Origin of the sequence: Roseimicrobium sp. ORNL1 (genome assembly GCF_011044495.1) — a bacterium.
Lineage (GTDB): Bacteria > Verrucomicrobiota > Verrucomicrobiia > Verrucomicrobiales > Verrucomicrobiaceae > Roseimicrobium.
The window spans coordinates 4,179,198-4,205,059 of record NZ_CP049143.1 but is presented as its reverse complement, the minus strand read 5'-3'; the positions used below and the strand labels follow the sequence as shown (position 1 = coordinate 4,205,059).

Sequence of the window (25,862 nt, the reverse complement as noted above, 5' to 3'; positions counted from 1 at the left end):
CCTCTTTTACATGGCTGCTACAGACTTTTCTGAGATCAGTGCCGCAACGATTCACCTGTACCGTATTTCCGGAGTGGTGGGTCTCCTTTTGAATAAGGGCGGCAGTCAACTGGCCAATCACATGCCCTTTGCGGATGTGCGGACCAATGAGCTGGGTGATTACGTGACACAAATGGCGGCTGGCTACACCCAGGTGAAACGCCGCGTGCGTCAGGTGCTGATGCTCTTTGACTCCGGGTCCCTCCTTGTGACGATTAAGGATCAAATCCAGCTCGCGCTGCTTCTCACGCCGCAGGCTGATCTGGACAAGGCATCACTCGCGGCCGGCGCCTTTCTCACGGACTATGCCTCACAGCTTGAGGCTGCGAAGGTCGAGATCGCGAAGGTCGAAGCCGCTGCGCCAACGCCCCCGATCAAACTGGATACGGTGAAGGTCCCGACCAAGCCGGAACCGAAGCCGGAGTCTGATCCGGTAGTGGTGCCCGTGGCCTTTGCCGCTGCGGATGATGTTGTTGCAGTTGCAGTTCCAGTGCGGGAGAAAGCTATCCTGGCAGAACCCGTGCACAATACGTGGCCGAAGGTGAGTGAGATGCTGGAAACCATTCTGGGCAAGGTGATGGGAAATGCACAGGCCGTGCGGCTCATCAACCGGATGAGCGAATCCAAGCACGGGAAGGATGCCTCCAAAATCAGTCCTGCCGATGCCAAGACGCTTGCCAGGGCGGTGCTGGATCAGGTGCCCAACAAGGCCAAGCGCGACGCCCTTCTCAGCGAACTCGAACACGCCCTAGCCGAGGCAAAACTTTGAACTTTCTGATTTCGACATAACCATGACTCGTCCAGCTCCCTCCATTCTAGCCACTCTAGTGGGCATGATCAGTCTGAGCTTGTGCCTGCAAGCACAAGCCCAGTCCACCACAACGGATGCCGAAGCAGCTCCACAAGCCCCCTCGAACTACCGCATCATCATCGCAGAACCGCAGACGCCATCGTCCGCCGGCATGCAGGATGTGGAGAAGCGATTGGACCATGTCAGCAAAATCCTGGAGACCATGGCAGAGACGATGGCGGCGAAGGGCACTGCCCCTGCGTCGACTGCGGCCGCAGCAGAGCCTGCAGGCAGTGCTGCTCCGACTGCAGCAGCGTCATCGGTGACAGCTGAAATGCTTCAGATCGTGCAGGATCATTCCTCTTATGTGTGGGCCCTGCTGGGGGGGATTCTTGTCTTCAACATGCAGGCGGGCTTCGCCATGCTGGAACTTGGCGTGTGTCGCGCCAAGAATTCCATCAACGTGCTGATGAAGAACTATCTCGACTTCTGCATCGGCTCGATTGTGTATCTGCTCATTGGCTTCAACATTCAGTTCGGTAGTTCATGGATGGGCATCCTGGGACTGGACAGCACATGGCTGCCGAACTTCGGCGCAGAGCACAAGGTGTGGGTCTTCTGGTTCTTCCAGGTCGGGTTCGCATCGGTGGCTTGCACTATAGTTTCTGGCGCCATTGCAGAGCGGACCAAGTTCATGGGCTATTTGATTTATTCCGCCCTGTTCACTGTTCTGATTTATCCAATCACCGGGCATTGGGCATGGGGCGGCGCTGGTGGTTCATGGGGCATGGCAGGTGATAAAGGCTGGCTGGAGGCGATGGGTTTCATCGACTTCGCTGGCTCTTCCGTGGTGCATGCCTGCGGCGGCGCTTGCGCACTGGCGGGCGTCATCGTGGTGGGACCGCGCGTGGGACGCTTTGCCAAAGATGGCACACCACGCATCATCGCAGGACACAACCTCCCTCTCGCGGCACTCGGCGCCTTGCTGCTGTGGTTCGGCTGGTTCGGCTTCAATGCCGGCTCCACCCTGGCGGCGAATGATGCCATGGGCCGCATTGCCGTGAATACACTCATCTCCCCAAGCGCCGGAGCCGTCTTTGCCATGATCGCCATGTGGCTGGCCCAGGGCAAGTCTGATGTGGGCATCGCCATCAACGGCTCGCTCGGTGGCGCCGTGGGCATCACCGCGTGCTGCGCAAATATCTCCCCGGCATCCGCTCTTGTAGTGGGCGCTGTGGCCGGACTTCTCACCACAGGCGCGACCATTTTGCTGGAACGCCTGCGCCTCGATGACGTGGCCGGCGCCGTGCCGGTGCACTTGGTAAACGGATTGTGGGGAACCCTTTCCGTCGCGCTCTTCGATGAAAAGGGTTTCGACGCCGGCCGGCTTGGCGTGCAGGCCCTTGGCACCTTCTCCGTTGCCGCCTTCTCCTTTGTCGCAGGTTTCGCCATCTTCAAACTCATCGACCTCACCGTCGGCCTCCGCGCGAGCGAGGAAGAGCAGCTGGATGGCCTGGACTTCTCCGAGCACGCAGTGAATGCGTATCCGGACTTCCAGACGAGCGAGCGGGCCTAGCTCAGCGACATAATTGAAAAAAGCGGCGTTCCTGCATGGCGGGATCGCCGCTTTACGCGTAGGCGGTGCATAGAAGAGACGACTCTGGGTTGGTGGTGATAGCCGAGCAGGTGGGTTTCATCGCAAAGCAGCGAAAGCAACCAAGCAGTAATGAACTTCAGAAAAGGAGGTTAGGCGTCCCGCCTGAGAGTGGGCGTTAGGCCTCTGGCCTGACGAGAGGACGGTGCTGTGCCCCGTCAGTGTCGCTCACAGATCAATCAATCCCAAGATCACGGATGAAGTGATCCTTATCGGAAAACTCCTGCACGCCAATCTGCTCGCGTACAATCTCGCGCACGACTTCACGCACCTCATTGCGCTTCCATCGAGGGTCGAGCTTGCGCCGCTTTATCAATGCCATGGCACGAGTCCTGACTCGGCATCGCACTTCGTCACGTACGGTGTGGGACGTTATCCATGCGTCGGGCATCAAGCTATTCAGCCTCACGGCACGCCGGGGAATTCCATGAGTGGTGAATTGCTGCTCGCGTATCCGGTGGAACCCCACCATCGAGAAGCAGGGATTGCATTCCCCGGAGGCACCCACCCGCTTGCTGATCCAGTCAATCACAATAGCGGGCGTGATCATGCCCTCTGCCACCTCATTGGGGATAGCAATTCCGAATCCCTCTTCCCAAGCCATCACAAGTTCAACAGAGTCGAGGCCCATAGTAACCAACGAGGTCGCCGAAAATGCCGCTCCGTCAAGGTAGGGCTGGTAGTGGCTTACTTCAATTCATCCCACGACTTCAGCCCCACGATCGGCAGGTACTTCTTCGCCAAGTCCGTCCATTCCGGTGTACCTGCCTTCAAAAACAACCCGTAGATCTCACGCTTCTTTCCCGGTGTCGCGATGCTCCCGGCTTGATTTTCCCACAGGCCCAAACGCAGACCTCCCTCATGCGCATGGTCCACATGCCGATGCCAGATGAGCGCGTCGATGCCAGCCTGCCGCGTCACCTTCTCCCATGCGTAAGCATAGCCTGCGGCCTGCAGCTCCGCGCCCTCCGGCGCAGCCAGGCAGTGGATGCCCTGCTCGCTGAGAATGATGCGGCGTGGCTGTCCCTGCCAGAGAAGCTCGGGGCGCTTCATGTAGTCGCAGGCGACTTCGAGATTCTTGAAGGTGATGTGCGGACTGTCCACATTGGGTAGCGCCGCCTTGTCCAGCCACGTGCGTGGATTGCCCAGGTCATCCGGATACGGGTGGTGCGCGACATGCCACTCAAAGTCCCCGCGTTCGCGCGCGAGCTTCGCAAAGGTATCCAGCAAATCGCGTCCCTTGCACGCCTCCTCGGCGCTGATGCCGGGCATGGAGGTATTCCAGTGATGGTCGAAGGACAGGTACACCCGCCCGTGAGCCGAGTGCTTGCTCACCTCTTCATGGGTGGCGCGTACCGCCTTCTCGTACTCGCTGGCCACCTGGGTCATGGGAGCATTGCCTAGGTTGTACCACATCCAGTGCGAGTCTACCTCATTCCCCACGATGTAACCCCACACTCGGCCATGCTCCGGATGCGCGCCGCTGTAGCGCTCTGCGAGGAGGGAGATGAGCGAGCGGTAAAGGGACAAGCCTTCCGCCGTGGCGGTATTGAATGCTGCGATGTTGAACTTTCCATCCTTCCTGCGAGCGGGATGCAGCAGCACTGCGTCCTTCGCGGCATCTCCAGTGGGATAGGCCAGCAGGATGAAATACACCACCACACCGGCATCGCTGAGCGGCTTCACTTGTTTGTCGAGACTTGCGAGGTATCCGGCATCGAACCGCAGCTCTCCGGGCTTCTCACCGAGCTGAAACAGCGCGCCAAGGCTCACATTCACCGCAGCGTGATGGACACCCAGCGCCAGCGCATCATCCACCATCTGTACCTGCAGCCCCTTCTTGCTGAGCGGGGTGGGGAAGGGGTCCGTATTCTGCGCGTGTCCTTGGATGGAAAAGCCAGATACGCAGAAGGCGCAGACGAGGGGGCGCAGGCATGCGATGAGGAAATGGCGAAGGGGCATGAGGGAGTCATCATACGGAGAGCCTAAAGCCGGGCAATCGGAAGCCGTGCCCGGGCGAATCCAGCAGGCGGGTAGGTGGCAGTTTTTCGCGCCCTTCCACTTTCCGTCGAATAAACTCCACGCGCCCTCCGTCCATGGCGGCATGAAAGCGCAACCTGCTTCACAACCTCGCTACTCCCGCCGTTTCCTCCTCCTGTGCCTGTCCCTCGTCGCGACTGGCTTCTTCATCATAGCCGGTCCGGCTCGGGCCGAGGACTACGTGACCCTGGTCTATCCCTCCGCCACTACCGAGGTTCGTGTGGCCGAGGGGGAGACCATCGAGATTGTTACGCTGCACTACGACAACGGCTTCGGCGACCAGTCCTCCCAAGCGGGTGAAAAGATCCCCTGCATGCGCGTGGTCCGCGGTTACGCAAATGCCATCTTTGACGTGCCGGTGATGGTCAAGCATCAGGCAAATGGTGGTCGCTTCTTGATAGCTGGCCCCGCGCTCGTTTCCTTCCTGGATGTAGCGAAGCCCGCCACGTTGCTCGTCACCTATCGCAGCTTCAGCTGCCATGGTGGCGACCACGCGCACTGAGTGAGCGAGTGGCGGTGTGCCTAGAAAAGGGGAGGGGGCTCAGCCCTCCTCGCGCTCACGCGCCGGCCATACCGGCTTCCGATTCTCCAGGCAGTCATTCAGCCAGCGAAGCATGCGCGAGAGGCAGTCGTGCTTCTTCTTCAGCGTGGAAAGGTGCTGCCAGTCGAGGTGCGAACGATGCGAGCCAATCGAAATGCGCTGGGGCTTCAGCAGGGTCTGGAGTGATTCGAATTCCGCCGCACTCATCCTCCGGATGTCATCTGGCAGCGGCAGCTCATCCAGCAGATCCAGGTCGAGGCCGAAGCTCGTGATGCCGACGCCGTGCTGGTGACCGAGGGTGCGCAGCGTCTCCACCAGCGCCTCGTCACTCACGCGCTCGGCGATGAGGATTTCTCCCTTGTTCGACCAGCGCGTGGCGCTCAGGGTTTTGAAGAAGTCCTCATTACACGAGTCCAGCGTGATGCTGAGCTTCAACTGCGCCGCCGTGAGTTCCACCGTGGAGACGCCGAGGCACCGTTTCAGGTTCAGCATGGTTTCATCCAGCCGCGGCGTGTCGTCATTGTCCGTCTCGAAATCCCAGTCGGTGATCACCAGATCCGGCAGTTCCCAGTGCCCACCGGGCGCCTGCATGAGGGCGAAGGGGTAGCGACCACCGTGCACGCAGTGGCGCTCCACCACACTGCGGAAGCGCGCGTAGCGCAGCGAGACTAGGTCCACCGGCGACGCGTCCGCGCCGAAGATGCCGAGGTGCATCGCTTCATTGCGGGATTCGCTCTTGTTCAGCCGCAGGTAGTAACCCTGGCCCTGGTCCACCTTTGCAATCGGAGAGGTCGGATCGTAGGAAAGAATGGAGAAATGGTAGCGCAGCGTTGCGTCGCTGTAGTCATCCGGCAGCTTGTGCCGCACCAGACGAATGAGTTCAGTACCCTTGATAGCCTCCAGCGGACTGGCGGGAAGTATCTGTGGGAGGATGTCGCGCAACTGTTCGCGAAGACTCATGAGTGGTGACGTTGGCGTGCGAGCATGATGAATGCGAGCAGGGAGTCAAGAAAGATATGCAATCCCTTGCTGCATAACAAGAAGACAGTCAGCGAATGCGAAGGAATTTAACGTAACTCGCGAGTCCCCTCGCGAAGTTGTATGGAGGTTTCTGGTTAAACGCAAAGGGGCAAAGCAACCAAGGACGCAGGGAAAGATGGAGTCTTTCTTGATAAAGATGCGCCGGCCACATGGCAGTCCGGGCGTCGGCATGCTTCGAAGCAGAGCCTGCAAAGGCCACGAGTGATGCAGCCTCCTCACGGAGGTTAGGCCTTCTGGCCTGACAGTGGGCGTTGGGCCTTCCGGCCCGACAGCAGCAGTTTACTACCACCACAGCTGTATGCCTCACCGGTCAGCTCTGCCAAGAAGCCAACTCTCCCAACCTTTTGCGTTCTCTGCGTTCTTTTGCGGCCATTCCCTCCTGCCCTTGCCACGCCACGTCACACGCACACCACTACTTCTCCTCGTTAAACTCCACCCGCACGCGACGGCTCAGCAGCCAGCTCACGCCAAACATGTCCTTTGTCGCCCGCAGTGCGCGGCTCCAGAAGGTGTATTTGCTCACCCCGTGGATGCGCGGACGGTGATTCACCGGCACTTCCGTAATGCGGAAACCTGAATGCCGGATCAGCGCGGGAATGAAGCGGTGCATGCCATTGAAGGGCAGCAGTGCACTACGGCACTCCTTGCGCATCGCCTTCAGCGAGCAGCCCGTGTCCCGCACGCCATCGCCGATGAACCGGCTGCGTACCGCATTCGCGATGCGGCTCTGCACGCGCTTGAAGGCCGTGTCCTTCCGCTTCTTCCGGTAGCCACACACAAAGTCGAATCCCTCATCCAGCTTTTTCACCAGCGAAGGGATGTCCGCCGGATCATTCTGCAGGTCGCCATCCAGCATGGCGATGATCTCGCCCTTCGCCGCCATGATGCCTGCGTACATCGCCGCGCTCTGTCCCGAGTTCTTGGGGAAACGCAGCAGCCGCACCCGCGCATCCTTCTGCACCTTTGCCGCCGTGCCGTCCGAGCTGCCGTCATCTACGAAGATGAGTTCAAAGTCATGGCCGGCGAGGGCGGCCGTGAGCTGGCTCTGCATATCGGGCACGTTTTCCTCCTCATTGTAGAGCGGCACAACGACGGAGAGCTGGGGTGAGGAATCTGGCATGGACGGGAACCATCATCCCTGAACCGTAGCGAGTCCCAAGCAAGCGAAATTTGCGGAAGCTGTGGTAGGGTTGATGGTCTGTGGTCGATAGTTGATAGCCTGAGGGGAGGCGGTTTTAGGTCCGCGGGCCGGCGGCATTGCAAGCAGCAAGGGAGCTTGCTGGCGCACGCATGTCATCTTGGTTTGCTACGTGGCCTCCTGACGCCTCAGCCGGTGTATCCCGAGCGGTCTCAGGCTATCAACTATCAACCCTAAACCATCAACCTGCCCCCGCCCTTGACTTTCCCCCGCGCATCCCCCACACTCCCAGCACATCGCAGGGGCGCTGGCGCAGGCTGGCTGAGATTCCGCACACCGCGGGGAACCCTTTGGACCTGATGCGGGTAATGCCGCCGCAGGGAGCAAAGCCGACCGCACGGAAAAGAATCTCATCCAACACCGCACGACAGCCATGCCGCCTCACCGCGCATGGCTTTTTCATTTTTATTCACCGGCACACACCACAATAGGTCAGAACACACATGGCACCGCTCCCCAGCGCCTACACCCCTGAGCAAGTTGCGTCGGCCCAGCTGCTGGCAGATTCGCTGTCCGGGCTGGCCCTGATGCTGGTTTGGGGAGTGGGTGTTCTCATGCCGATAGTGGTGGTGATTCGCAGCGGCTCCCTCTGGAAGGCCTGCATCATCGCTGTGGCGGGAATGGTCAGCGCAGGGGTCATCATCGATTTCGTGATAGAAGCTCTGGTAGAGCAGGTCTGGCCCAGCATGCTGGCCCGGTTGACCGGGAAGCACGGCTACTTCAGCGTGCTCACAACTGAGGTGCCCGTGGGCTTTTGCTGGCTCCTGCTGCTGCTCCTTTTCATCGCGCTCATCCGCAAGCTCTCACTTTCGGTGCAGAACCGCCTCCGCCGCAAACCCTCTCACTGACCTGCCCCACACCCAGTCGCTCGCTGCTCACCCTTTTCTCTTTTCAATTATCCCTTTTCACTTCCCTCTCACCCATGATCGCCACCAAAGACTCCTTCGAACCGCACAGCAGCGAGCAACTCCCGGCCAGCACCCGCGTCTATGTCGAAGGCCAGCTCCACCCCGAGCTCAATCTCCGCGTCCCCATGCGCGAGATCACCCTGTCCGACACGAAGGGCATGAATGGCCGCATCGAGCCGAACGCCCCCGTGCGCGTCTATGACTGCTCCGGCCCCTGGGGCGACCCCGCCTTCACCGGCACCTCGGACGAGGGCCTGCCCGCCCTGCGCAGCGAGTGGATCACGAAGCGCGGCGACGTGGAAGAGTACGACGGCCGCGAAGTGAAGCCCCAGGACAACGGCTACCTCTCCGGAAAGCACGCCGAATTCGCCAGCAAAGCCGAGCGCAACCGCCTCATCGAATTCCCCGGCCTCGAAGGCGAGCGCCGCAAGCCCCTTCGCGCCAGCAAGGGTCACCCCGTCACCCAGCTCTGGTACGCCCAGCAGGGCATCATCACCCCCGAGATGGAGTACATCGCCATCCGCGAAAACATGGGCCGCGCCAAAATCGCCGACCATCGGGATGACATCCTGCGCAATGACCTGACGAAGCAACACGCCGGCAGCACCCAGCTCGGCGCCAGCCCGTACACGCCCTCCATCTTCGGCCGCTTCCCCCAGCGCATCCCCGCTGAGATCACCCCCGAGTTCGTCCGCAGTGAGGTGGCGGCAGGCCGCGCCATCATCCCTGCCAATATCAATCACCCCGAGCTCGAGCCCATGATCATCGGGCGGAACTTCCTCGTGAAGATCAATGCCAACATCGGCAACTCCGCCGTCGCCTCCAGCATCGAGGAAGAAGTCGAAAAGATGCGCTGGGCCACCAAGTGGGGTGCCGATACCGTCATGGACCTCTCCACGGGGAAGAATATCCACGCCACCCGCGAGTGGATCCTGCGGAACTCACCCGTCCCCATCGGCACCGTCCCCATCTACCAGGCCCTGGAAAAGGTGAATGGCAAGGCCGAGGACCTCACCTGGGAGATCTTCCGCGACACCCTCATCGAGCAGGCCGAGCAGGGGGTCGACTACTTCACCATCCACGCCGGCGTCCTCCTCCGCTTCGTCCCCCTCACCGCCTCCCGCATGACCGGCATCGTCAGCCGCGGCGGCTCCATCATGGCCAAGTGGTGCCTCTCCCATCACAAGGAAAACTTCCTCTACACCCACTGGGATGACATTTGCGACATCATGGCCGCCTACGACGTCTCCTTCTCCATCGGCGACGGCCTCCGCCCCGGCTCCATCGCCGATGCCAATGACAAGGCCCAGTTCGGCGAACTCGAAGTCCAGGGCGAGCTCACCAAGCGCGCCTGGGCCAAGGGCGTCCAGGTCATGAACGAAGGCCCCGGCCACGTCCCCATGCACATGATCGAGGAAAACATGGCCAAGCAGCTCGAGTGGTGCCACGAGGCCCCCTTCTACACCCTCGGACCCCTCACCACGGACATCGCCCCCGGCTACGACCACATCACCAGCGGCATCGGCGCCGCCATGATTGGCTGGTACGGCTGCGCCATGCTCTGCTACGTCACGCCCAAGGAACACCTCGGCCTCCCCAACAAGAAGGACGTCAAGGACGGCGTCATCACCTACAAGATCGCCGCCCACGCCGCCGACCTCGCCAAAGGCCACCCCGGCGCCCAGTACCGCGACAACGCCCTCAGCAAAGCCCGCTTCGAATTCCGCTGGGAAGACCAGTTCAACCTCGGCCTCGACCCCACCACCGCCCGCGAGTTCCACGACGAAACCCTCCCCCAGGACGGCGCCAAAACCGCCCACTTCTGCTCCATGTGCGGCCCGCACTTCTGCAGCATGAAGATCACCGAGGATGTGAGAAAGTATGCAGCGGAACAGGCCATCTCCGAAGAAGAGGCGTTGAAAAAGGGGATGGAGGAGAAGAGCAAAGAGTTTGTGGAGAAGGGGGCGGAGGTGTATTCGGAGGCCTGAGTGGGAGCCGTCGTTGTGAAAGCCGATCCGCAAGCTGCAAAGAAGATCAGTTCCCTGTGCGGCAAACTAAAGAGCGCGTGGGCTCTTTATGTCGGGTTCGAGACCCGATTAGATGGCTTGCTGCCAGAGATTCTGACTTTGCCGTCCGATCAGATAGATGCCTGCTACGAAAAGATAGCCAAAGGAGACGCCGCCCGTGAGAGGTGCATGGTGCCGATTGCTTGCGAGCATCTTTTTCATCCATCGCTGCATCATCGGATCAAGGGCTGGCTGGAAGATGAGTCACTCCAGTTCCGTGACAAAGTCCTCGCTGCCATCGGCAGATTCCGCCTTCATGAGTTTGCCCACCACTTGAACGGCTTCTTTTTCTACCAACGACCGGAGAGTGAGTATCTCGCCGCTCTTGCCAGCCTCTCCCAAGATGCCGCTCTCCGATCTGCTGCTCTCTTGAAATTGCCGAAGAATCTGATTGCTTTGCAGGAAGGCTTGGGTTGGGAAAATACAGCGGAGAATCGCAATGTGGCGCATTACCTGCGAACATTTCCGCAATTCGACGCCAAGCCCTATCTGCAGAAGTGGTTTCGCGAGGCGCAAGTGGTCGATGAAGTCGGTATTTGCGAGCGTTACGCGGCAGGCCTAATCTCTGCTGAGGAGCATTTCCGCCTCACTCACGACGCTTACGTCATTTGGCGACTTGCCGAATGGTATGGAGAATATGAGCGACAGGAGGTGATCCATTTTCTCGTCGAGCATCTGCACTTTACTGAAAGCTGGTTCACCTCACAAAAGATATCGCAAACTATTGTTTGCCGAGGAAGACGGGCAACGGAAATCGTCGCCAGACTGAATGGCTGGATGCCCATCGAATATGAACAGTACGCGTTTGTCACGTCCTTGTGGGAAACACTCAGGGCCAACCCCTCGCTGGCGTTTCAAGCCGAGTGTCCCGTTCGCTATGAGTCCTTGCCGAAGAACAAGACACACCGGCTAATCGTGGAGCAGTTTCGCATCTATGGCCGGCTGCTCCACGAGGACACTGAACTCGGCTACTCCCTACGCCAGACAGAAACAGGTGACGACACAATCCTTGCACTCCAGGTGCCCGGGTGGGGACACTGGCGAATGATGCGGCTGAGTTCATCGGACAAACTACTTGTCGAGTCTGGAGAAGTGCCGGTCGCGCATCTTTTCCACCGATACTCGAGCCGGGGAGCCTTGGTCGCCTATCAGAACCAAGTGATTCTCAATGCCAACGACTTGGAGAACAAATTTGCGGCAAAGGCCATCAGGAAGCTCAAGAAACGGGAGGCCAGTGCTGGCGAGTCGGTATGATGCCACAGTCAATCCCAGCGGGTTCGCATCAACCAGCCCAAGGTTGCTGCTAGGAGCTACCCTCGACCCCACCGCCGCCGCGAGTTCCACGACGAAATCCTCCCCCAGGGCGGCGCCAAACCTGCCCACTTCTGCTCCATGTGCGGCCCGCACTTCTGCAGCATGAAGATCACGGAGGACGTCCGCAAATACGCCGCCGAACAAGCAATCTCCGGGCGCGGCAATTTACGCGAAGGCGCAAATATATTTCTCCAAAAGGAGACCCTGAGCCCATGTGAGCAGCAATGCTGATTGATTCTGCGAAACCGGCATGAAAGTAAGAAGTGGTACCCGGGATGCGCAGATTGGTTGGGCTTCGGATTCGCATCCAATTTGGCATACATAGTGATGCTGCTATTGAAGCAGACTTTTCCATCGGGACTCTTCGACTTCCGTCTCCTTCGCCAGAAAGGAAGCGGGATTTCCATCGACCTGACGAATTTGGACCTCGGTAAGTAATGCCTTTGATGAAGATAGAAGTTGTTGGTCTTCGTCCCGATCTCGAGCAACCTTGTTTGAGCCTAACTTCACTGCAGAAACCGCGTACGCATAACCCAACTGAGTATCCTTCTTCGAGAGGGAAATTTTTGCTAGACCTGACAGTTGTCTCGAAATTCCACTTGCGTCATGGCGCTTTATATAGCGCTTCATTGAAGCGGTAAAATCGACTCTCGCACCCTCTAGGTTTCCGAGTTTTGAGCGAACATCGCCACGATTGCCTAGAAGAGATGCCAGAATATCCACGCCGGAGTCGCTAATGGGGGCGTATTTTTCAACCTTGCTTATACCTTCGGTAAAAATGCCTTCCTGTTCTTCAAGAGTTGATTGAGCGTCGGAGACAGCCCCCAACGCAAGTCCCTTTGCATTTAGTAATTGGCCGCCGAAATAAGCTGAGCGCTCGACGTTGAGTTTAAAAGCGGGGAGTAATTCGAGACCCTTCTTTGCTTGATCCAATGATTCTGCTTCTCGACCCTTTAAGTTAAACAAAGAGTTTGCCGCATTTACATAGCATATAAGTTCGAGTTCGTCGTTCCGAAGAGCCCTCGCGAAGCTCTTTGCAGTTTCGTAATTTGCTGCTGCGTCGTTCCATAATTGAGCGCTGAATGCTGCGTTGCCTGCGCTAACGTAGATCCGCATTATGGTATCCGTGACGTCGTTTACGGTGGGGTCAATATCCTTGAGGACGGCCTTAACGTCCTTATTGTTAGAAGCGTATGCTTGAATGCGCGTATTCGCAATCACTAGCTCATAGGCTTTCTCTCGACTCGAGGTTTGCGGAGGCAAAAGGCGGTGTAGGCGAGTCGCCTCCTCAATGTCATTAAGAGCGGCTTGTTTTTGGTTCAATTGCAATTCAACGACTGCTCGATTTGTGAGTAGGATGTAGTTGTGGGGATCGAGCGCAACGGCGCGATCAAAGCTTTCCTTGGCAGCTCCAAAGTCTTCGGCCGCATATTGCTCTCGTGCCTTGACTAGAATATCTGACACCTCAGGTGACATGTCTGCCGTTGGGGGCATTAAATCTTTCCCTGAGAACGCTAGGTCGTGTCTGAGAACCTCAAATGAGTCTTAAATAACGTGGCTCAGAGGGCATTTGGTGGCAGCATAGGAACGACATGAAAGTTCGATTTCTCTGGTGGGAGCCGCTGAAAAAGCGGCTCACAAAAATGGTGGTGCCCAGGTAAATCAAGGCGGGCGGCCTCGCACCGACTTGGGCCTGTTATTGGACGCCCTGTTCTATCGCCTGCGCAACGCAGGGCCCTGGCGTGACCTTCCAGAGCGGTTCGGGCCGTACTCCACCATTCACGGCTGGCACAGCCGCTGGGCCAAGGAGGGCCTTTGGTTCAAAATCCTGGAGGTCTTCACGCGCCGAGTCCGCGGTCCGGTGCGCTTGGTGGATGGCACTCACATCCTGGTGCACCAATGTGCGGCCAATCCCGCTGGCGGTGCTGCCGCACAAGCCATGGGAAAGACGCGTGGTGGACGCAACACCAAGCTCATGGCTCTGACCGATGCCCGAGGTCGCTTGGTCAACACAGCTCTCATTGAAGGACAGGCTTACGAAGGACGTCATGTGGTCAATCTAATCAGAGTGGGATGTAATCTGCGCATCGTGGGGGACAAGGGTTTTGATGATGACAAACTTCGCGACACACTACGCGCCTTGGGTCATCAACCGTGCTTCCCCACCAAGAAGAACCGCAAACACCAGGTGCGCATCCCCAAGAAACTCTACCGCACTCGATACCGGGTGGAGAACTTCTTCTGCCGCTTGAAGCGATGGGGCTGCACCGCCACCCGTCGTGACAAGCTCGCTCAGAACTTCCTGTCCCTTATTCACTTCGCCGCAGTGATTGACTGGCTAAGGTCCTAAATACAGGTTTTCAGACACGACCTAGGGCTGGGCTAGCTAGGACGGCATAAGTCGTAAATAGGCCTACCACGATTGCAATTGACATGAAGGCAACTGCGACATTTTTGGTCTTAACTTTGACGCCGAAAACATCTATGTCAGTGGCGCCGCTGGCCCCTTTATAAATGGCCCATACACCTGCGATCAACGATCCGAAAGTAACCGCCGCCGACAACAAGACTAAGAGAAAGAGAAGAGCGATACCTCCTGCTTTGAAGAACAGTCCTCCAGCGACGCATAGCAAAATCAAGACGGCGTAAATAATTAAGGCGAGTCGGCCAAGGTCGAAAAGCTGACTCGGTCGGTAGCTGCCCGTAGATGCAACATCGTGTTGCTTTATAAAAGGATTACGCTCAATCGCGTTGTCGAAGCCGCCAGCGGGTAGATTGGCGTTTGCAAACTTTTCCCGAAGAAGCTTCGCTTCTTCGGGAAGTTCCCATGCAATGATGCCTTGCATATTGTCGAACACAGCTGGTTCGAATTCGTACTTTTCTTTGCTAAGCTTTAATCTTTCTCGATCTTCGCGAATCTTTTCCTGAATTTCCGGTAGTCCATTCAGAATGTTCCGGGCTGAAGCGAGTCGATCGCGCTTCCAGAGTTCGAATTGTTCCCCTGTGCGGGACTCGGGGTCAACGATTGCGTCGTTCAACGCTCGATAAAATTCCCGACGTTTCGCATTTACCTCATCGAGGAGTTTAATCTGGGTTGCACGTGACGCTGCCCCACTCTTCGCCTTCTCAAAACGTTTACAGGTTCCTTCGAATACTTCTAGTTTGGCTTTGATTAAAGCGTCTTGGGTGTCTATAGAACTCCCGTCATTCACCCTCGATTCCATATTGTGTTTTGGTTAGTTCTTTCCGCCTGTAAGGATGTCGTTAACCTTGCCGGTATCAACGACGGCAAAAATCTCAGGATCTGCTGCAACACTGCGCCCAACCTGTCTCAGATCCTCTCGCGTTACGCTACCCTTCTTTACCAGTTGTTCAGTGGCTTCAGTCAGTTGCCTCTCGGACAGGGTCTTCCGCTGCGCCTGAGCCGATTCCAAAAGGACTTTGCGTAGTTTTGTTTTGTCTGCCATGTGGGTGATATTTGAGGCGCGGCGCGCGAAGTCAATATCATTCTTGAGGGACGTGGGAATAGGCGATTCTATTTGGTTTTTGGTTTGATTTCCATCTCGGTCCACGCAGCGCTTTGGAAAAAAAGGCGGGGGATGGGCTCAAATAGGGTTTGACGTCAAATCTTGACATGATGACACTCGCTGATCTCTGCGTGGGAATCTCCAATCCGGTGGGGGAGGGGTTCCATAGCCAGGGCCTCGCGAATGAAGTTACGCACGCAACGAAACCACCATCTCGTGCGTGTGAACATGACATGACGTCCGGCGACCTGCTCCCGGGTTGCATGGGCGGCCAGGCCCATTTGGGCCTCCGTGCCGAGCAGGATGATGTCGGTAGGGTGCTGCTGCGTCGGCACCCAAATTAAGTCGGGTTTAGGTGGTGCGGAGCGAAGGGGTGATAAGGGCCCACGGCTTCAATTCACCCGGTTCCACACCGCCTCCGCCCACAAAAATTTGGGCGCCGACGCAGCGCCCTGCCGACGTCATGTGCGGGAGGAGCGATTCGAACCTCACTTCGACTCATCCTGCAACGAGTGAGTGACCCATCTTGACCGCGCGCAAGCCCTTGCTCAGATAGCGACTCGCGCATTTCCGAACCAGATCCGTCAGATTCACCTGGCGCGCCACTGCCGATCCCACCGCAACCCTAACCCCTCCCGGTGATGACTTCAGATGCCTCGCCCAATCCAGATTCGGTCCCTTCACCATCTCAGGCGCACTACAAACCGTTGCGCGTCTGGCCGGCGCTGATACTTGTGGTCGTCATCGTGCTGTGCCGGTACGTGCCTCCGTTCATCGAAGGCGCGAGCAGCCAGTATTGGTATGTGCCGGTCTTCTTCCCGTTGCTGGGCAGCGTCTTGATGCTGATCTGGTGGCTGGCGGCGAGTCGGGCCAGATGGTTCGAGAGGCTCATCGGCCTGTTCGGATTCCTCGTGGCTGGAGCGGTCATCGTCCTGCTGAGTCATGCGTCCATGCGAGGCATGATCAGCACGTATCTGACGGTGCCGCTCGGCATGGTCGGACTCGGATTGGGAGCCCTTCTCTACCGCGCCAGGCCGCCGAAGCAACGCGTCTCCGGCGTGCTTGCCTGTTCCGCACTCGCGATGTCCCTCACGCTGCTGTTGCAGAGCCATGGCATCACGGGCGACTACGTGTTTGATTTCCATTCGCGCTGGTCTTCGGCTCCGGGCGCAGGCGCGTGGGCGGAAAACAACGCCGGCGCGCCCAAGACGCCCGGCGCCGCCGCGGCCATCGATGCCGCCCTCGCCACCGCCGAGTGGCCGGGCTTCCGCGGTGCGGACCGCATGGGGCATGCGAAGGCGCCGAAGCTGGCGACGGACTGGAAGGCCAATCCACCCAAGCTGCTCTGGAAAAAAGCCGTGGGCGCAGGCTGGTCCTCCTTTGCCGTGGCGGGGCCGTATGCTTTCGCCGATGAACAACGCGGCCCGCACGAGGTCGTGGCCTGCTACGACCTCGCGACGGGCAACGAGGTCTGGACTCACCAACGCGAAGCCCGGTTCGACGAACCGATGGGTGGCCCCGGCCCGCGCGCCACACCGACGCTCGCCGATGGCGCGGTATTCACCGCAAGCGCCACGGGAGTGTTGCAGCGATTGAAGGCGGGCACGGGCGAAGTGGTCTGGCAGCAGGACTTCAAGAAACTCTCCGGACGCGAGCCGCTCCCGATGTGGGGCTACTCGGCATCGCCCCTGGTGGTGAACTCACTGGTCATCGTCTATGCGGGCGGGGCAGGGGACAAAGGCGTGATGGCATTCGACGCCGCGACGGGAGAAGCGCGTTGGTCCGTGGCTTGTGGTCCCGAGTCGTACAGCTCACCGCAACTCAGCAAGGTGCTCGGTGAAGACACCCTACTCATGCTCACGAACGATGGACTCCTCCTGCTCGACCCGACCACCGGCAAGGTGCGGCTGAACTACGAGTGGAAGTTCAACGGCTACCGCGCCTTGCAACCGACGGTCGTGGGCGAGGACGTCATCTTGCTGCCCACGCCGATGTCGGAAGGAACCCGTGCCATTCGTGTGAGCAAGAAGGACGATCAACTCACGGCTGAAGAACTCTGGACCTCCAGGCACCTGAAGACCGACTTCGCCGAACTCATCGCGCACAAGGGCCATCTCTACGGTGTCGATGGATCCATGTTCAGTTGCATTGATCTCGAGACTGGAAAGCGCACGTGGAAAGACGGACGCTACGGCAAGGGTCAGGCCCTGCTCCTGGAGACCACGGACCAGATCCTGATTGCTGCGGAAGACGGTCGCGTGGTGTTGCTGCAAGCCGATCCCACGGCTCACAAGGAGCTCACCTCTTTCCAGGCCCTCAAAGGCAAGACCTGGAATCATCCCGTGATCGTCGGCGACAAGCTGCTCGTGCGTAATGGAACCGAAGCCGCGTGCTATGCGCTGCCGCTTGCTCCGTGAAGGCACTCCTTCTTTCCTGAATGACAGGGACAGGGGCAGACGTTCTTCATCTTCCATGAACCTCCGCCGCTTCGCGCCCTTTTCCCTCTCCTTCGCTTTCGTCACTGCTTGTGCCATCGCCGCTGACCCGCCGAAGCTTCCCTCGATTCCTGCCGAGCCCACGGCCAAGAAGAAAGAACTGCTCTTCTCCGATGACTTCGAGCGGACGGAACTGAACAAGGCCGGGGAAAAGGCCTGGGCCATTGTGGTGCCGACGTTCTCCCTCGAGAATGGCACGCTGAAGGGCATGCAGATGCGCTTCGATGCCCCCGCCGCGAATGGCAAGCCGGCGGTGAAGGGACACCAGGCCGTCCTCGGCAACGACATTCCCACGAAAGACAGCGTGATCGAGTTCCGCTTCCGTCTCGGCACCGCACAGTCGGTCACGGCGGAATATGACGATCGGAAGTTCAACGGCTCGCACTACGGGCACCTCTGCATGGCCCGCATCGCGGCGGACAAGATCATCCTCGTGGACCAGAAGGGGCTCGCCGTGGCCCGGCCCGAAGGCGCCACCGGCGAACCCCCGACGCCCGCCGGCCGGAAGAACGTCACCTTCCCACTGAGCCTCGACACGGAGAGCTGGCATACCTTCATGCTGGAAACCGTGGGCGACACCATGCGCGCCACCATCGACGGCAAGCCCGTGGCCTTCTTGCAGTCCCCCGGCATCGCGCATCCCACCAAGTCGAAGGTGGAATTCGGCTGCATGGGCCAGGGAGGCTTCTTTGACGATCTCAAGATCTGGAATGCGGAACCGAGTGCGGTGAAATAGCGTGGGGGCGCAGACACCCCGAAGAGCACTCCTGATGCCGTGCGATGCGATTCGTCTCCGTCTTTCTATTCAAAAGGAAAGACGGTGATGCATTCTGTCGAGTCCAGTTTGGGCTTGAATTGGGTTCATCGATGCAATTGTTGACAGGGATGGTCAGGATTGATTATTTTTGGGATATGAGACGGTTGTTTCTTTTGGTTCTATTCGCCACGCTTGTTGGGACGGCCTCCGCCCAAAGCGACTTTCAAATCGGATCGATTGGCATCGAAAGATCGCGAATCCCTGACGAGGGAAGAAGCAGGACAGTCGATTTTGCGGCCACGCGCCTTTCAGTGCCTGTAGATATGGCGTCCAGTGAGTTTATGTTCCTGGCGTATTATTTCTCCGAGAGCGGGGAATTGCTGGGCAACGGTACTCCTGGCTCGTTTCAGAAGATCCCGGAAAAGGATCGGGTATCCGCAGGCCCGAACGGAGGCATGGTGAGCATGCCGGCAAAGCTGGAAGCTGGAAAGAAGTATGGGGTGAAGTTTGGAGCACCTGCAAACATCAAATGGAAGCACGTGATTGTGGTGGCCGGCAAAAAAGGAGACCTGGTCGGCAAGATCTATCCCAAGGACGACTGGACCAAGTATGACTTTCCCGACAAGGCCTCAGTCCGGATGTCTCAGTAAGGCTCGGGCAGGTTAAGAAATGTGGTGGATCATGCTGCGCCGGAATCCAAATTTCTGTGGGCGGAGACGGTCTGGAACTTGGTGAGTTTTTCCAAACCCGGCAATGCTCATTGATTTGTTCCAAGAGCCGATCCAGTTTCACCCATGGAGCAATTGAAAGTCTTGCGAGAGATGGCGGCGAATGGAGCGGCCTGTTTGGTGTGGATGGATGGCTGCTGGCAACCCGGCGTGGTCGTTCGAGAGAATGAGGATGGCACGTTCACGGTGCAGCTTGATGAGCACAAGACACTGCTCCCTTACACCTACGGAGTGGCACCGTCCGAGGTGTCCGTGAATGACAAGGCGTTGTGGCCGGAGGTGTTTGCCATGCTGACGGAAGACAGGGGAGGCATGTCTATCAACGACTTCGGTCGGGCGATGGTGTGGAGCGGTTACAAGGTCACGGAAGAAAAGAACAGGGAAGTCTGGCTCGCCCTTTGCGGGGATTTGTTCGACATCCATGACGTAGATGCCTTGCTGACTGAAGAGCAGTCCTATGAGTTGGTGCGGAGCACGGCAAGCTGTGCCAAGCAGATTGGCCAGGCCGGGGCGCCGCGTACCAAGTATCGCAGCGCCTACGTGAACGAGGTGCGCATGGGCGGGCGGGAGCCGAAGGAGATCTCGAGGGCGGTGACGCTGCAGGATGCGCTGGAGGCCCTGGGTGTCGATGGCAATGAACCGGACCCGAGTGCAGTCGCCAAGCTCGACGCCTTCGAAGTCGCATCCGGCGTGCGGGTGCCACCGGTGTTGCGGAAGCTTCTTTCCAGCACGGGCTTTGCAAAAGCCGTGCATGACGTGCATCCCAACAATCCAGACGTCGTCTTTCCCACGGATGAGGAGTGCGATGTGGAAGAGTCTCCTCCCGTGGAAGGCAATCCCCAAGTGGCCATGACCATTCTATACCGGTCCCATACCGGTGATGCCTGGAATGCGGTCTTCAGCGAGGGGGATGAAGATGCGCAGGTGTACTACGGTTCTGACCCGGATGAGTGGGTGCCAGTCTCGCCGAGCTCGGCCCATTTCTTTTGGGACATTGCCCAAACGGGTCTGGCGTGGTGGCAGGCACCGACCATTTCAGATCGCAAAGAGACGGAACGTACAGATATTGGATTGAAACTTGTGAGGCGATAGCAAGCGGCTTTGATGTGTCGCCATGGAACACGTGCGCGAAACTCTGGATGCCCTCTACCGCGCCGAATCCGGCCGCATCCTTGCCACCCTCATCCGGCTCCTCGGCGATTTCGACCTGGCGGAGGATGCGATGCAGGATGCGTTTGCAGCGGCTGCGGAGCAGTGGGTTAAGGGTGGGGTGCCGGCGAATCCGCGAGCGTGGTTGATTTCCACGGGAAGGTTCAAGGCGATTGATGCGCTGCGGCGCAGGGCGCGGTTCGATGCGTCGCAGGAGAAGATTGCGGCAGAATTCGAAGCGGGCTCGTCCTCGGGTGATGCGGCGGGCCTGGCTGGGGCAGGTGAAGGCGCTGAGGTGGAGGACGATCGGTTGCGATTGATCTTTACCTGCTGCCATCCTGCGCTGGCGCCGGAGGGGCGGGTGGGGCTGACGCTGCGCGAGGTGTGCGGGCTCACGACGGAGGAGATTGCCCGCGCCTTCCTCATCCCGCCGCCCACGCTGGCGCAACGGATCGTGCGGGCGAAGACGAAGATTCGCGAGGCGCGCATCCCGTATCAGGTGCCGTCCCTGGAGGAACTTCCGGACCGGCTGGATACGGTGCTGCAGGTGGTCTATCTGGTGTTCAACGAGGGGTATGCCGCATCGTCAGGAGCGGTGCTGACGCGGGCGGACCTTTCGGGGGAAGCCGTCCGGCTGGGACGCTTGCTGCTCGCCTTGCTGCCGGAGCCGGAGGTGATGGGGCTGCTTGCGCTGATGCTCCTGCAGGAGTCGCGTCGCGCGGCCCGGACCTCACTCACGGGAGAGTTGATTCTCCTGGAGGATCAGGACCGCTCGCAGTGGAATCGTGAGTACATCGCGGAAGGTGTGACGCTGGTGGAGCGAGCTCTGCTCTCGCGGAGGTTCGGCCCGTACACGCTGCAGGCGGCGATTGCTGCGGTGCATTCCGAAGCCACCGAAGCCTCGGCGACCGACTGGCCGCAAATTGTGGCGCTCTACAGCGTGCTGGCCCGCGCGGCCCCATCCCCCGTGGTGGAATTGAACCGTGCCGTGGCTGTGGCCATGCGCGATGGACCGGAGGCGGGCCTGGCGATGATTGATGCCATCCTCGCGCGCGGCGAACTTACCGGGTACTACCTTGCCCACTCCGCACGCGCGGACCTATGTCGTCGTCTGGGTCGCAGTGCCGAGGCACGCGCCTCCTATGAGCGAGCCCTGGCTCTTACGCAGTCGGAGCCGGAGCGGCGTTTCCTGGTGAAGCGGCTGCAGGAGCTGGGATAAAATCGCCTTCATCAAAAAAAGTGAGGGGCACTGTCGAATTCCGCGAATCCCAATCGACTACCCTGTGAGACGGCCAATCAGAACTGAACGCTGTCGAAACGAACCCCCGAACCCAATCCACGAACGAACACATATGAGATTCCTGATGATGATGATTCCCCGCGGGTACCAACCCGACACGCCTGCATCCGAGCGGCAGGAGGATGGCTTTGAACCGACCGCCGAGGAGATGGCTCCCATGGGGAAATTCAACGATGAGATGGAAGCGGCCGGCGTGCTCCTCACGGTCGACGGTCTGCACCCGCTGTCGCGAGGCGCGCGTGTGACTTTCCCCGGCGGCAACGCGACAGTTACAGATGGACCATTCATCGAGACCAAGGAGGTCGTCGGCGGCTTCTGGATCATCCAGGTGAAGTCCAAGCAGGAAGCCGTGGACTGGGCCCGGCGCTGTCCCGCTCTGAATGGCGATGTGATCGAGCTTCGCGAGATCTGGGAGATGGAAGACCTGCCCGAGGAAGTGCAGAAGGCGGCCGCCGAAAAGAAGAAGTAAGCCGGGCCGGGAATCGCAACACCGAACACAACAAAGAGGACGACCCTTTATGAAATACATTTGCCTTGGATACATTGAGCCGAACAAGTTCGAGAGCCTGACGGAGAGCGAACGCAATGCGATGGTCGATGAATGCTTCACCTACGACGATGAACTGCGAGCAAAGGGGCACTTTGCCGGAGGCGAAGCCCTACAGCCTCCCCAAACCGCCGCGACCCTTCGCTGGCAGGATGGCCAGGTCGCCATCACTGATGGTCCCTATGCTGAAACGAAGGAACAAATCGGTGGCATTCTCATCCTCGAGGCGCGGGATCTGAATCACGCTATCCAGATCATGTCAAAACACCCTGGTGTGAAAGCCGGCCCCTTCGAAATCCGCCCCGCCGCGGATCTGAGTGAGATGGTGAAGGCGAGTGAGAAGCGGCGGGGTGGGGGCTGAGACACTTCTACGTTGTAAATGTGGGGGATTACTTGGAGTGCTGGGGCTCACCTCGGCGCTCCAAGTCCATGGCGCCTCGATATTCCAGTGTGCTGTATGGCTAAGAATTAAACCACCTTTGCAGTGCGAAGTCTGTCGCGGCAGAGTACATCCTTGACCTCTTTCATGGATGCTCAATTCTATGCCCTCAGTCCCGCTGCGCAGACGGAGCTGCGAATATTATGCTGGTTTTCCGAAGAACCCATATCGCTGCAACTCTTGCGCATTGACCTTCCAGATGAGGTGATAGTACGCGTGATGGATGAACTCGCCAAAGGTGACTATGCAGACTGTCATCCCGGGGACGATACCATCGTCTTGAGGCCGGGTGTGGCTGCGAGGGTACAGCAATTCACGGGGATTCATTACAAGAGTTTCCTCTCGCGTTTCTTCGAGTGGATGGCTTCAATCGTGAAGTATCGGCGAATCCCCCACAAAGAATTCTGGTGTTTGAAGAATGGCTTGGACCGGGTCGGAAAGCTCCTACAGTCGAATGCAGCCAGCGCTTGGTCGTCTGAGGAAACGCGCAGGTGGGCTACCCATACGCGTGCGCTCGTGGAGGCGGCTGTACAGCGAAAGGTGGGATGGCCGACCTCTTATGTTGCGAACAAAATGGCGTTGCTGCTGGATTCTCCCGGGAATCGTCCCATAGCGTGGACGCTGGCCAGCCTTTCTTTGAGCTCGTGTGAACAGGAAAATGGTTCGGACCATGTCGAGACGGGGACTGTATTGTTCAACTTGGGGTTCATCGCTTCCAAAGCTGGAGCCATCGAGGAAACGGAAGTATATCTTCGCCGTGCGTGGCCGATACTCATGAAAGCTCACGGAGCGCGGCATGAGGCGGTGGGTCGGCTGCTTGAGGAACTGGGGAAGCTATGCCTCATCACAAAGAGAAGCCCTGAGGCCGAGGAGTTCTTTGAGGAGGCGCTGGAGATTGAAAAACAATGTCATGGAGTGGCCAGTCCGGTCGGCGCTCGTCGCTTGCGAGAACTGGCAAAGGCCCGTCGAATATCGGGGAAGCTGGAGAATGCTACCGCTCTTTTTGAACAAGCGCGGGATATCTTCATGGCGATCAAGGGACCCAACGACGTCGAGGTGGCAGAAACCTGGCTGGAGATGGGCTACATGCACGGCCACGCGAAGCGCAGCAGCGATGCCGTGAATGCCTACAAAAAGGCGGAAGACATTTTTCTGTTCACATTGGGGCCCGAGCACTCGTCAACCCGTTGGGCATCGGGAATGCGGTTGGCTGAAGAGCAGGATGCGAATGCTGGCGTGGAGGCGGGATGACAGGCCGTTGAGATGTGCCTCATGCTGGTGAGGCGTGGGACAGCGGGTTGACGGAGCGTGCAATGACAATCTCTTAAATGCCGCATCGGAACGCACTTTACAGCGGGGAATCTGTCTCCATTCATATTCCCTTTTCGCCCCATCCCCACTTTTAAATGACCACGAAACTCGATCCGAAATTTACCGCCCTACTCAATGACCTGGCCGCCAAGCTCGAAACGCTGGAACTGCTGCCCCGTGTGCTTGCCGATACTGCCCCGTCGCTGAAGGAAACCGCTGCAGATCTCTCCCGCCAGTTGCATGCCTACGCCACGAGCCTCGTAGAGGCGCAGGAGGCGAAGATCGCTGCTGATGCCGCCGAGAAAGAAGCGGCCAGACTCGCGAAGGAGCAGGAGGTGGCCGAGAGGGCCCGCCGCTTGGCTGAGTTGATTGCAGCCAAGGAGCAGGCTGCGGCGGAGAAAGCCGCTGAGAAGGCCCGCCTCCAGGAGGAGAAGGAAGCTGCTCAGCGCGCCAAGGAACAAGCTGCCGCCGACAAGGCTGCGGAGAAGGAGCGACTCCTGGCTGAGAAAGAGGCCGCCAAACAGCAAGCTGCCGCCGAGAAGGAAGCGGCCCAGCGCGCGAAGGAACAAGCCGCGGCAGAGAAAGCTGCCGAGGCTGCGCGCCTGCAGGCGGAGAAGGAAGCGGCAAAGCTCGCCAAAGAACAAGCGGCGGCTGAGAGGGCACGTCGCCTTGCCGAGTTGATGGCTGCCAAAGAGCAAGCCGCCCAAGAGAAAGCTGCTGAGAAAGCCCGCCTTCAGGAGGAGAAGGAAGCAGCCCAGCGCGCGAAGGAACAGGCCGCCGCTGAACAGGCCGCTGAGAAAGCCCGCCTCCAAGCCGAGAAAGAGGCTGCCAAAGAGCAAGCTGCTGCCGAGAAGGAAGCCGCCAGGATCGCCAAGGAGCAGGCCGATGCTGAGAAGGCTGCGGAGAAGGCACGTCTCCAGGCCGAGAAAGAGGCTGCCAAGCAGCAAGCTGCCGCCGAGAAGGAAGCCGCCAGAATCGCGAAGGAGCAGGCAGATGCAGAGAAGGCGGCCGAGAAAGCGCGTCTCCAGGCTGAGAAAGAAGCCGCCAAGCAACAAGCCGCCGCAGAAAAAGAAGCCGCTCGTCAGGCTGCTGCCGAAGAAAAGGCGCAACGTGATGCCGCTCGCGAAGCTGAGAAAGAACAAGCGCGGCGTGAAATCGAAGAGATGAAAGCTGCGACTGCCGCGATGCGGGCAAAGCAGGAGGCTGAACAGGAAGCGAAGCGGAAGGTTGAAGAGGAGGCCAAGGCCAAGCGCGAAGCCATTGCTGCCAAGGCACGCGCCGAGCAGGAGGCCAAGGATCGTGCCCGCCGTATGGCTGCGATGGCGACCATGGCTGCCGACAAGGCCGCCATGGAAGCTGAGAAGAAGCGGCAGGCCGCTGAAGTGAAGCCTGCAGCGGCTGCGCAGCCGGAGTAAACGAGAGGGTGTAGGACACTGTATCCGTTCCTGAGTTCAGCTTGGGAGCGGTACAGGTTTTTCAGCTACCAGCTCAAAACAGCTCGCCCGGACGGCGCATATCCTCCGGACCGCTTGGTGGAGGAAGTGACGGGATTTTCGCAATGGTGCCGTCGGTATTAAAGTTGCCGAACAGCGAGAATCGCTCGTCATCGAAATACTTTGTCTGCGCTTCGGTGGAGGCGGTGGTAACCAACTTTGCGAGACGGTACGCCTGCCCGCTTTTTCCCACCTTGGGAGCTTCCAGTACAAAGAACAGCCGGGTTCCCGAGGGCGCGTCTCCCCAGCGCTCGATGCCCGTTTGCTCTCCCCGGACGGCTACTGCAGCCACTTCGTCGGTCTGGGCAAGATCATGACCATGCTTGCCGAGCCACCAACTGAGTTTCTCGACTTGTGCTGAGCCCGCCCACACGCCTTCGACCTGGGTGCCATCAGCCAGTGTGAGAGGCATGGGCTTGCCGGGTTTCCATTCGGTGCCGTCGTGTGTCCGGAAGAGATGGGGCATGGAAGAGGAGTTATCCTCTTGAAAGCAAAGGTCGAGGATATTTTGAAGTCGCTTGCTCC

Annotated in this window: 24 protein-coding genes, 1 pseudogene and 1 riboswitch; of the genes and pseudogenes, 17 read left to right on the top strand and 8 right to left on the bottom strand. The window is 58.9% G+C overall.

The annotated features are described in order from the left end of the window. Positions 1-10 precede the first annotated feature (10 nt). A complete protein-coding gene (locus tag G5S37_RS17080; protein ID WP_165205669.1) occupies positions 11-808 on the top strand; it encodes a hypothetical protein in 798 nt (265 codons plus the stop codon). Positions 809-830: 22 nt separating this feature from the next. After that, a complete protein-coding gene (locus G5S37_RS17075) occupies positions 831-2,405 on the top strand; it encodes an ammonium transporter (RefSeq protein ID WP_206026035.1) in 1,575 nt (524 codons plus the stop codon). A gap of 253 nt (positions 2,406-2,658) precedes the next feature. Here G5S37_RS17075 and G5S37_RS17070 read toward each other — a convergent pair whose 3' ends face one another. Together G5S37_RS17070 and G5S37_RS17065 are read right to left on the bottom strand one after the other, a co-directional pair. Further along, entirely contained in the window at positions 2,659-3,114 is a 456-nt protein-coding gene (locus tag G5S37_RS17070; RefSeq protein WP_165205668.1) for a hypothetical protein, read from the bottom strand. 56 nt (positions 3,115-3,170) lie between these two features. Next, complete coding sequence (locus G5S37_RS17065) at positions 3,171-4,445, bottom strand: DUF5722 domain-containing protein (RefSeq protein ID WP_165205667.1); 1,275 nt, start codon at positions 4,443-4,445, stop codon at positions 3,171-3,173. 142 nt (positions 4,446-4,587) lie between these two features. On the opposite strand from G5S37_RS17065, the gene G5S37_RS17060 reads away from it, so the two are divergent. Then, on the top strand, positions 4,588-5,025 hold the full coding sequence (locus tag G5S37_RS17060) for a hypothetical protein (protein WP_165205666.1): 438 nt from the start codon (positions 4,588-4,590) through the stop codon (positions 5,023-5,025). Positions 5,026-5,064: 39 nt separating this feature from the next. Here G5S37_RS17060 and G5S37_RS17055 read toward each other — a convergent pair whose 3' ends face one another. Both G5S37_RS17055 and G5S37_RS17050 read right to left on the bottom strand, forming a co-directional pair. Further along, the gene (locus tag G5S37_RS17055; protein ID WP_165205665.1) at positions 5,065-6,024 is read right to left on the bottom strand and encodes a hypothetical protein; all 960 of its coding nucleotides are present in this window, start codon (positions 6,022-6,024) and stop codon (positions 5,065-5,067) included. Positions 6,025-6,517: 493 nt separating this feature from the next. Beyond that, on the bottom strand, positions 6,518-7,225 hold the full coding sequence (locus tag G5S37_RS17050; protein WP_165205664.1) for a glycosyltransferase family 2 protein: 708 nt from the start codon (positions 7,223-7,225) through the stop codon (positions 6,518-6,520). A 308-nt stretch (positions 7,226-7,533) separates the two neighbouring features. After that, positions 7,534-7,643: riboswitch (TPP riboswitch) on the top strand. A 103-nt stretch (positions 7,644-7,746) separates the two neighbouring features. Here G5S37_RS17050 and G5S37_RS17045 point away from each other — a divergent pair. From G5S37_RS17045 to G5S37_RS32870, 4 genes and pseudogenes are all read left to right on the top strand, one after another. Continuing rightward, entirely contained in the window at positions 7,747-8,151 is a 405-nt protein-coding gene (locus tag G5S37_RS17045; protein ID WP_165205663.1) for a hypothetical protein, read from the top strand. A gap of 74 nt (positions 8,152-8,225) precedes the next feature. After that, on the top strand, positions 8,226-10,199 hold the full coding sequence (gene thiC / locus G5S37_RS17040; protein WP_165205662.1) for a phosphomethylpyrimidine synthase ThiC: 1,974 nt from the start codon (positions 8,226-8,228) through the stop codon (positions 10,197-10,199). Positions 10,200-10,214: 15 nt separating this feature from the next. Beyond that, a complete protein-coding gene (locus tag G5S37_RS17035; protein WP_165205661.1) occupies positions 10,215-11,531 on the top strand; it encodes a hypothetical protein in 1,317 nt (438 codons plus the stop codon). A gap of 66 nt (positions 11,532-11,597) precedes the next feature. After that, positions 11,598-11,822, top strand: a pseudogene (locus G5S37_RS32870) (hypothetical protein); the annotation flags it as partial. A 102-nt stretch (positions 11,823-11,924) separates the two neighbouring features. Here the strand turns inward: G5S37_RS32870 and G5S37_RS17030 are convergent. Next, a complete protein-coding gene (locus G5S37_RS17030; protein WP_165205660.1) occupies positions 11,925-13,067 on the bottom strand; it encodes a hypothetical protein in 1,143 nt (380 codons plus the stop codon). 136 nt (positions 13,068-13,203) lie between these two features. Between G5S37_RS17030 and G5S37_RS17025 the strand changes: the two genes are divergently transcribed. After that, positions 13,204-13,941: an IS5 family transposase gene (locus G5S37_RS17025; protein WP_206026034.1), complete on the top strand. Its 738-nt coding sequence runs from the start codon at positions 13,204-13,206 to the stop codon at positions 13,939-13,941. Between the two features lie 10 nt (positions 13,942-13,951). Here the strand turns inward: G5S37_RS17025 and G5S37_RS17020 are convergent, their stop codons facing one another. After that, positions 13,952-14,815 (bottom strand): hypothetical protein, encoded by an 864-nt coding sequence (locus G5S37_RS17020; protein ID WP_165205659.1) that lies wholly within the window; start codon positions 14,813-14,815, stop codon positions 13,952-13,954. 12 nt (positions 14,816-14,827) lie between these two features. Beyond that, positions 14,828-15,058, bottom strand: coding sequence for a hypothetical protein (locus G5S37_RS17015; RefSeq protein ID WP_165205658.1), 231 nt, complete (start codon positions 15,056-15,058; stop codon positions 14,828-14,830). Positions 15,059-15,759: 701 nt separating this feature from the next. On the opposite strand from G5S37_RS17015, the gene G5S37_RS17010 reads away from it, so the two are divergent. The 9 genes from G5S37_RS17010 (at position 15,760) to G5S37_RS16970 (ending at position 25,259) form a co-directional block, all read left to right on the top strand. Further along, positions 15,760-17,535 (top strand): PQQ-binding-like beta-propeller repeat protein, encoded by a 1,776-nt coding sequence (locus tag G5S37_RS17010; protein ID WP_165205657.1) that lies wholly within the window; start codon positions 15,760-15,762, stop codon positions 17,533-17,535. 55 nt (positions 17,536-17,590) lie between these two features. Next, positions 17,591-18,349: a hypothetical protein gene (locus G5S37_RS17005; RefSeq protein ID WP_165205656.1), complete on the top strand. Its 759-nt coding sequence runs from the start codon at positions 17,591-17,593 to the stop codon at positions 18,347-18,349. 44 nt (positions 18,350-18,393) lie between these two features. Then, entirely contained in the window at positions 18,394-19,020 is a 627-nt protein-coding gene (locus tag G5S37_RS17000) for a hypothetical protein (RefSeq protein ID WP_165205655.1), read from the top strand. 144 nt (positions 19,021-19,164) lie between these two features. Continuing rightward, positions 19,165-20,190 carry a hypothetical protein gene (locus tag G5S37_RS16995; protein ID WP_165205654.1) on the top strand — a complete coding sequence of 342 codons (1,026 nt, stop codon included), beginning with the start codon at positions 19,165-19,167 and terminating at the stop codon, positions 20,188-20,190. 22 nt (positions 20,191-20,212) lie between these two features. After that, positions 20,213-21,466, top strand: a complete 1,254-nt coding sequence (locus G5S37_RS16990) for an RNA polymerase sigma factor (protein ID WP_165205653.1) — start codon at positions 20,213-20,215, stop codon at positions 21,464-21,466. Between the two features lie 133 nt (positions 21,467-21,599). After that, a complete protein-coding gene (locus tag G5S37_RS16985) occupies positions 21,600-22,016 on the top strand; it encodes a YciI family protein (RefSeq protein ID WP_165205652.1) in 417 nt (138 codons plus the stop codon). A 49-nt stretch (positions 22,017-22,065) separates the two neighbouring features. Next, positions 22,066-22,455 (top strand): YciI family protein, encoded by a 390-nt coding sequence (locus G5S37_RS16980; protein WP_165205651.1) that lies wholly within the window; start codon positions 22,066-22,068, stop codon positions 22,453-22,455. 297 nt (positions 22,456-22,752) lie between these two features. Then, positions 22,753-23,784: a tetratricopeptide repeat protein gene (locus G5S37_RS16975; protein WP_206026033.1), complete on the top strand. Its 1,032-nt coding sequence runs from the start codon at positions 22,753-22,755 to the stop codon at positions 23,782-23,784. 155 nt (positions 23,785-23,939) lie between these two features. Beyond that, positions 23,940-25,259, top strand: a complete 1,320-nt coding sequence (locus tag G5S37_RS16970) for a hypothetical protein (RefSeq protein WP_165205649.1) — start codon at positions 23,940-23,942, stop codon at positions 25,257-25,259. Positions 25,260-25,332: 73 nt separating this feature from the next. Here G5S37_RS16970 and G5S37_RS16965 read toward each other — a convergent pair whose 3' ends face one another. Then, entirely contained in the window at positions 25,333-25,803 is a 471-nt protein-coding gene (locus tag G5S37_RS16965; protein WP_165205648.1) for a hypothetical protein, read from the bottom strand. Positions 25,804-25,862 lie beyond the last annotated feature (59 nt).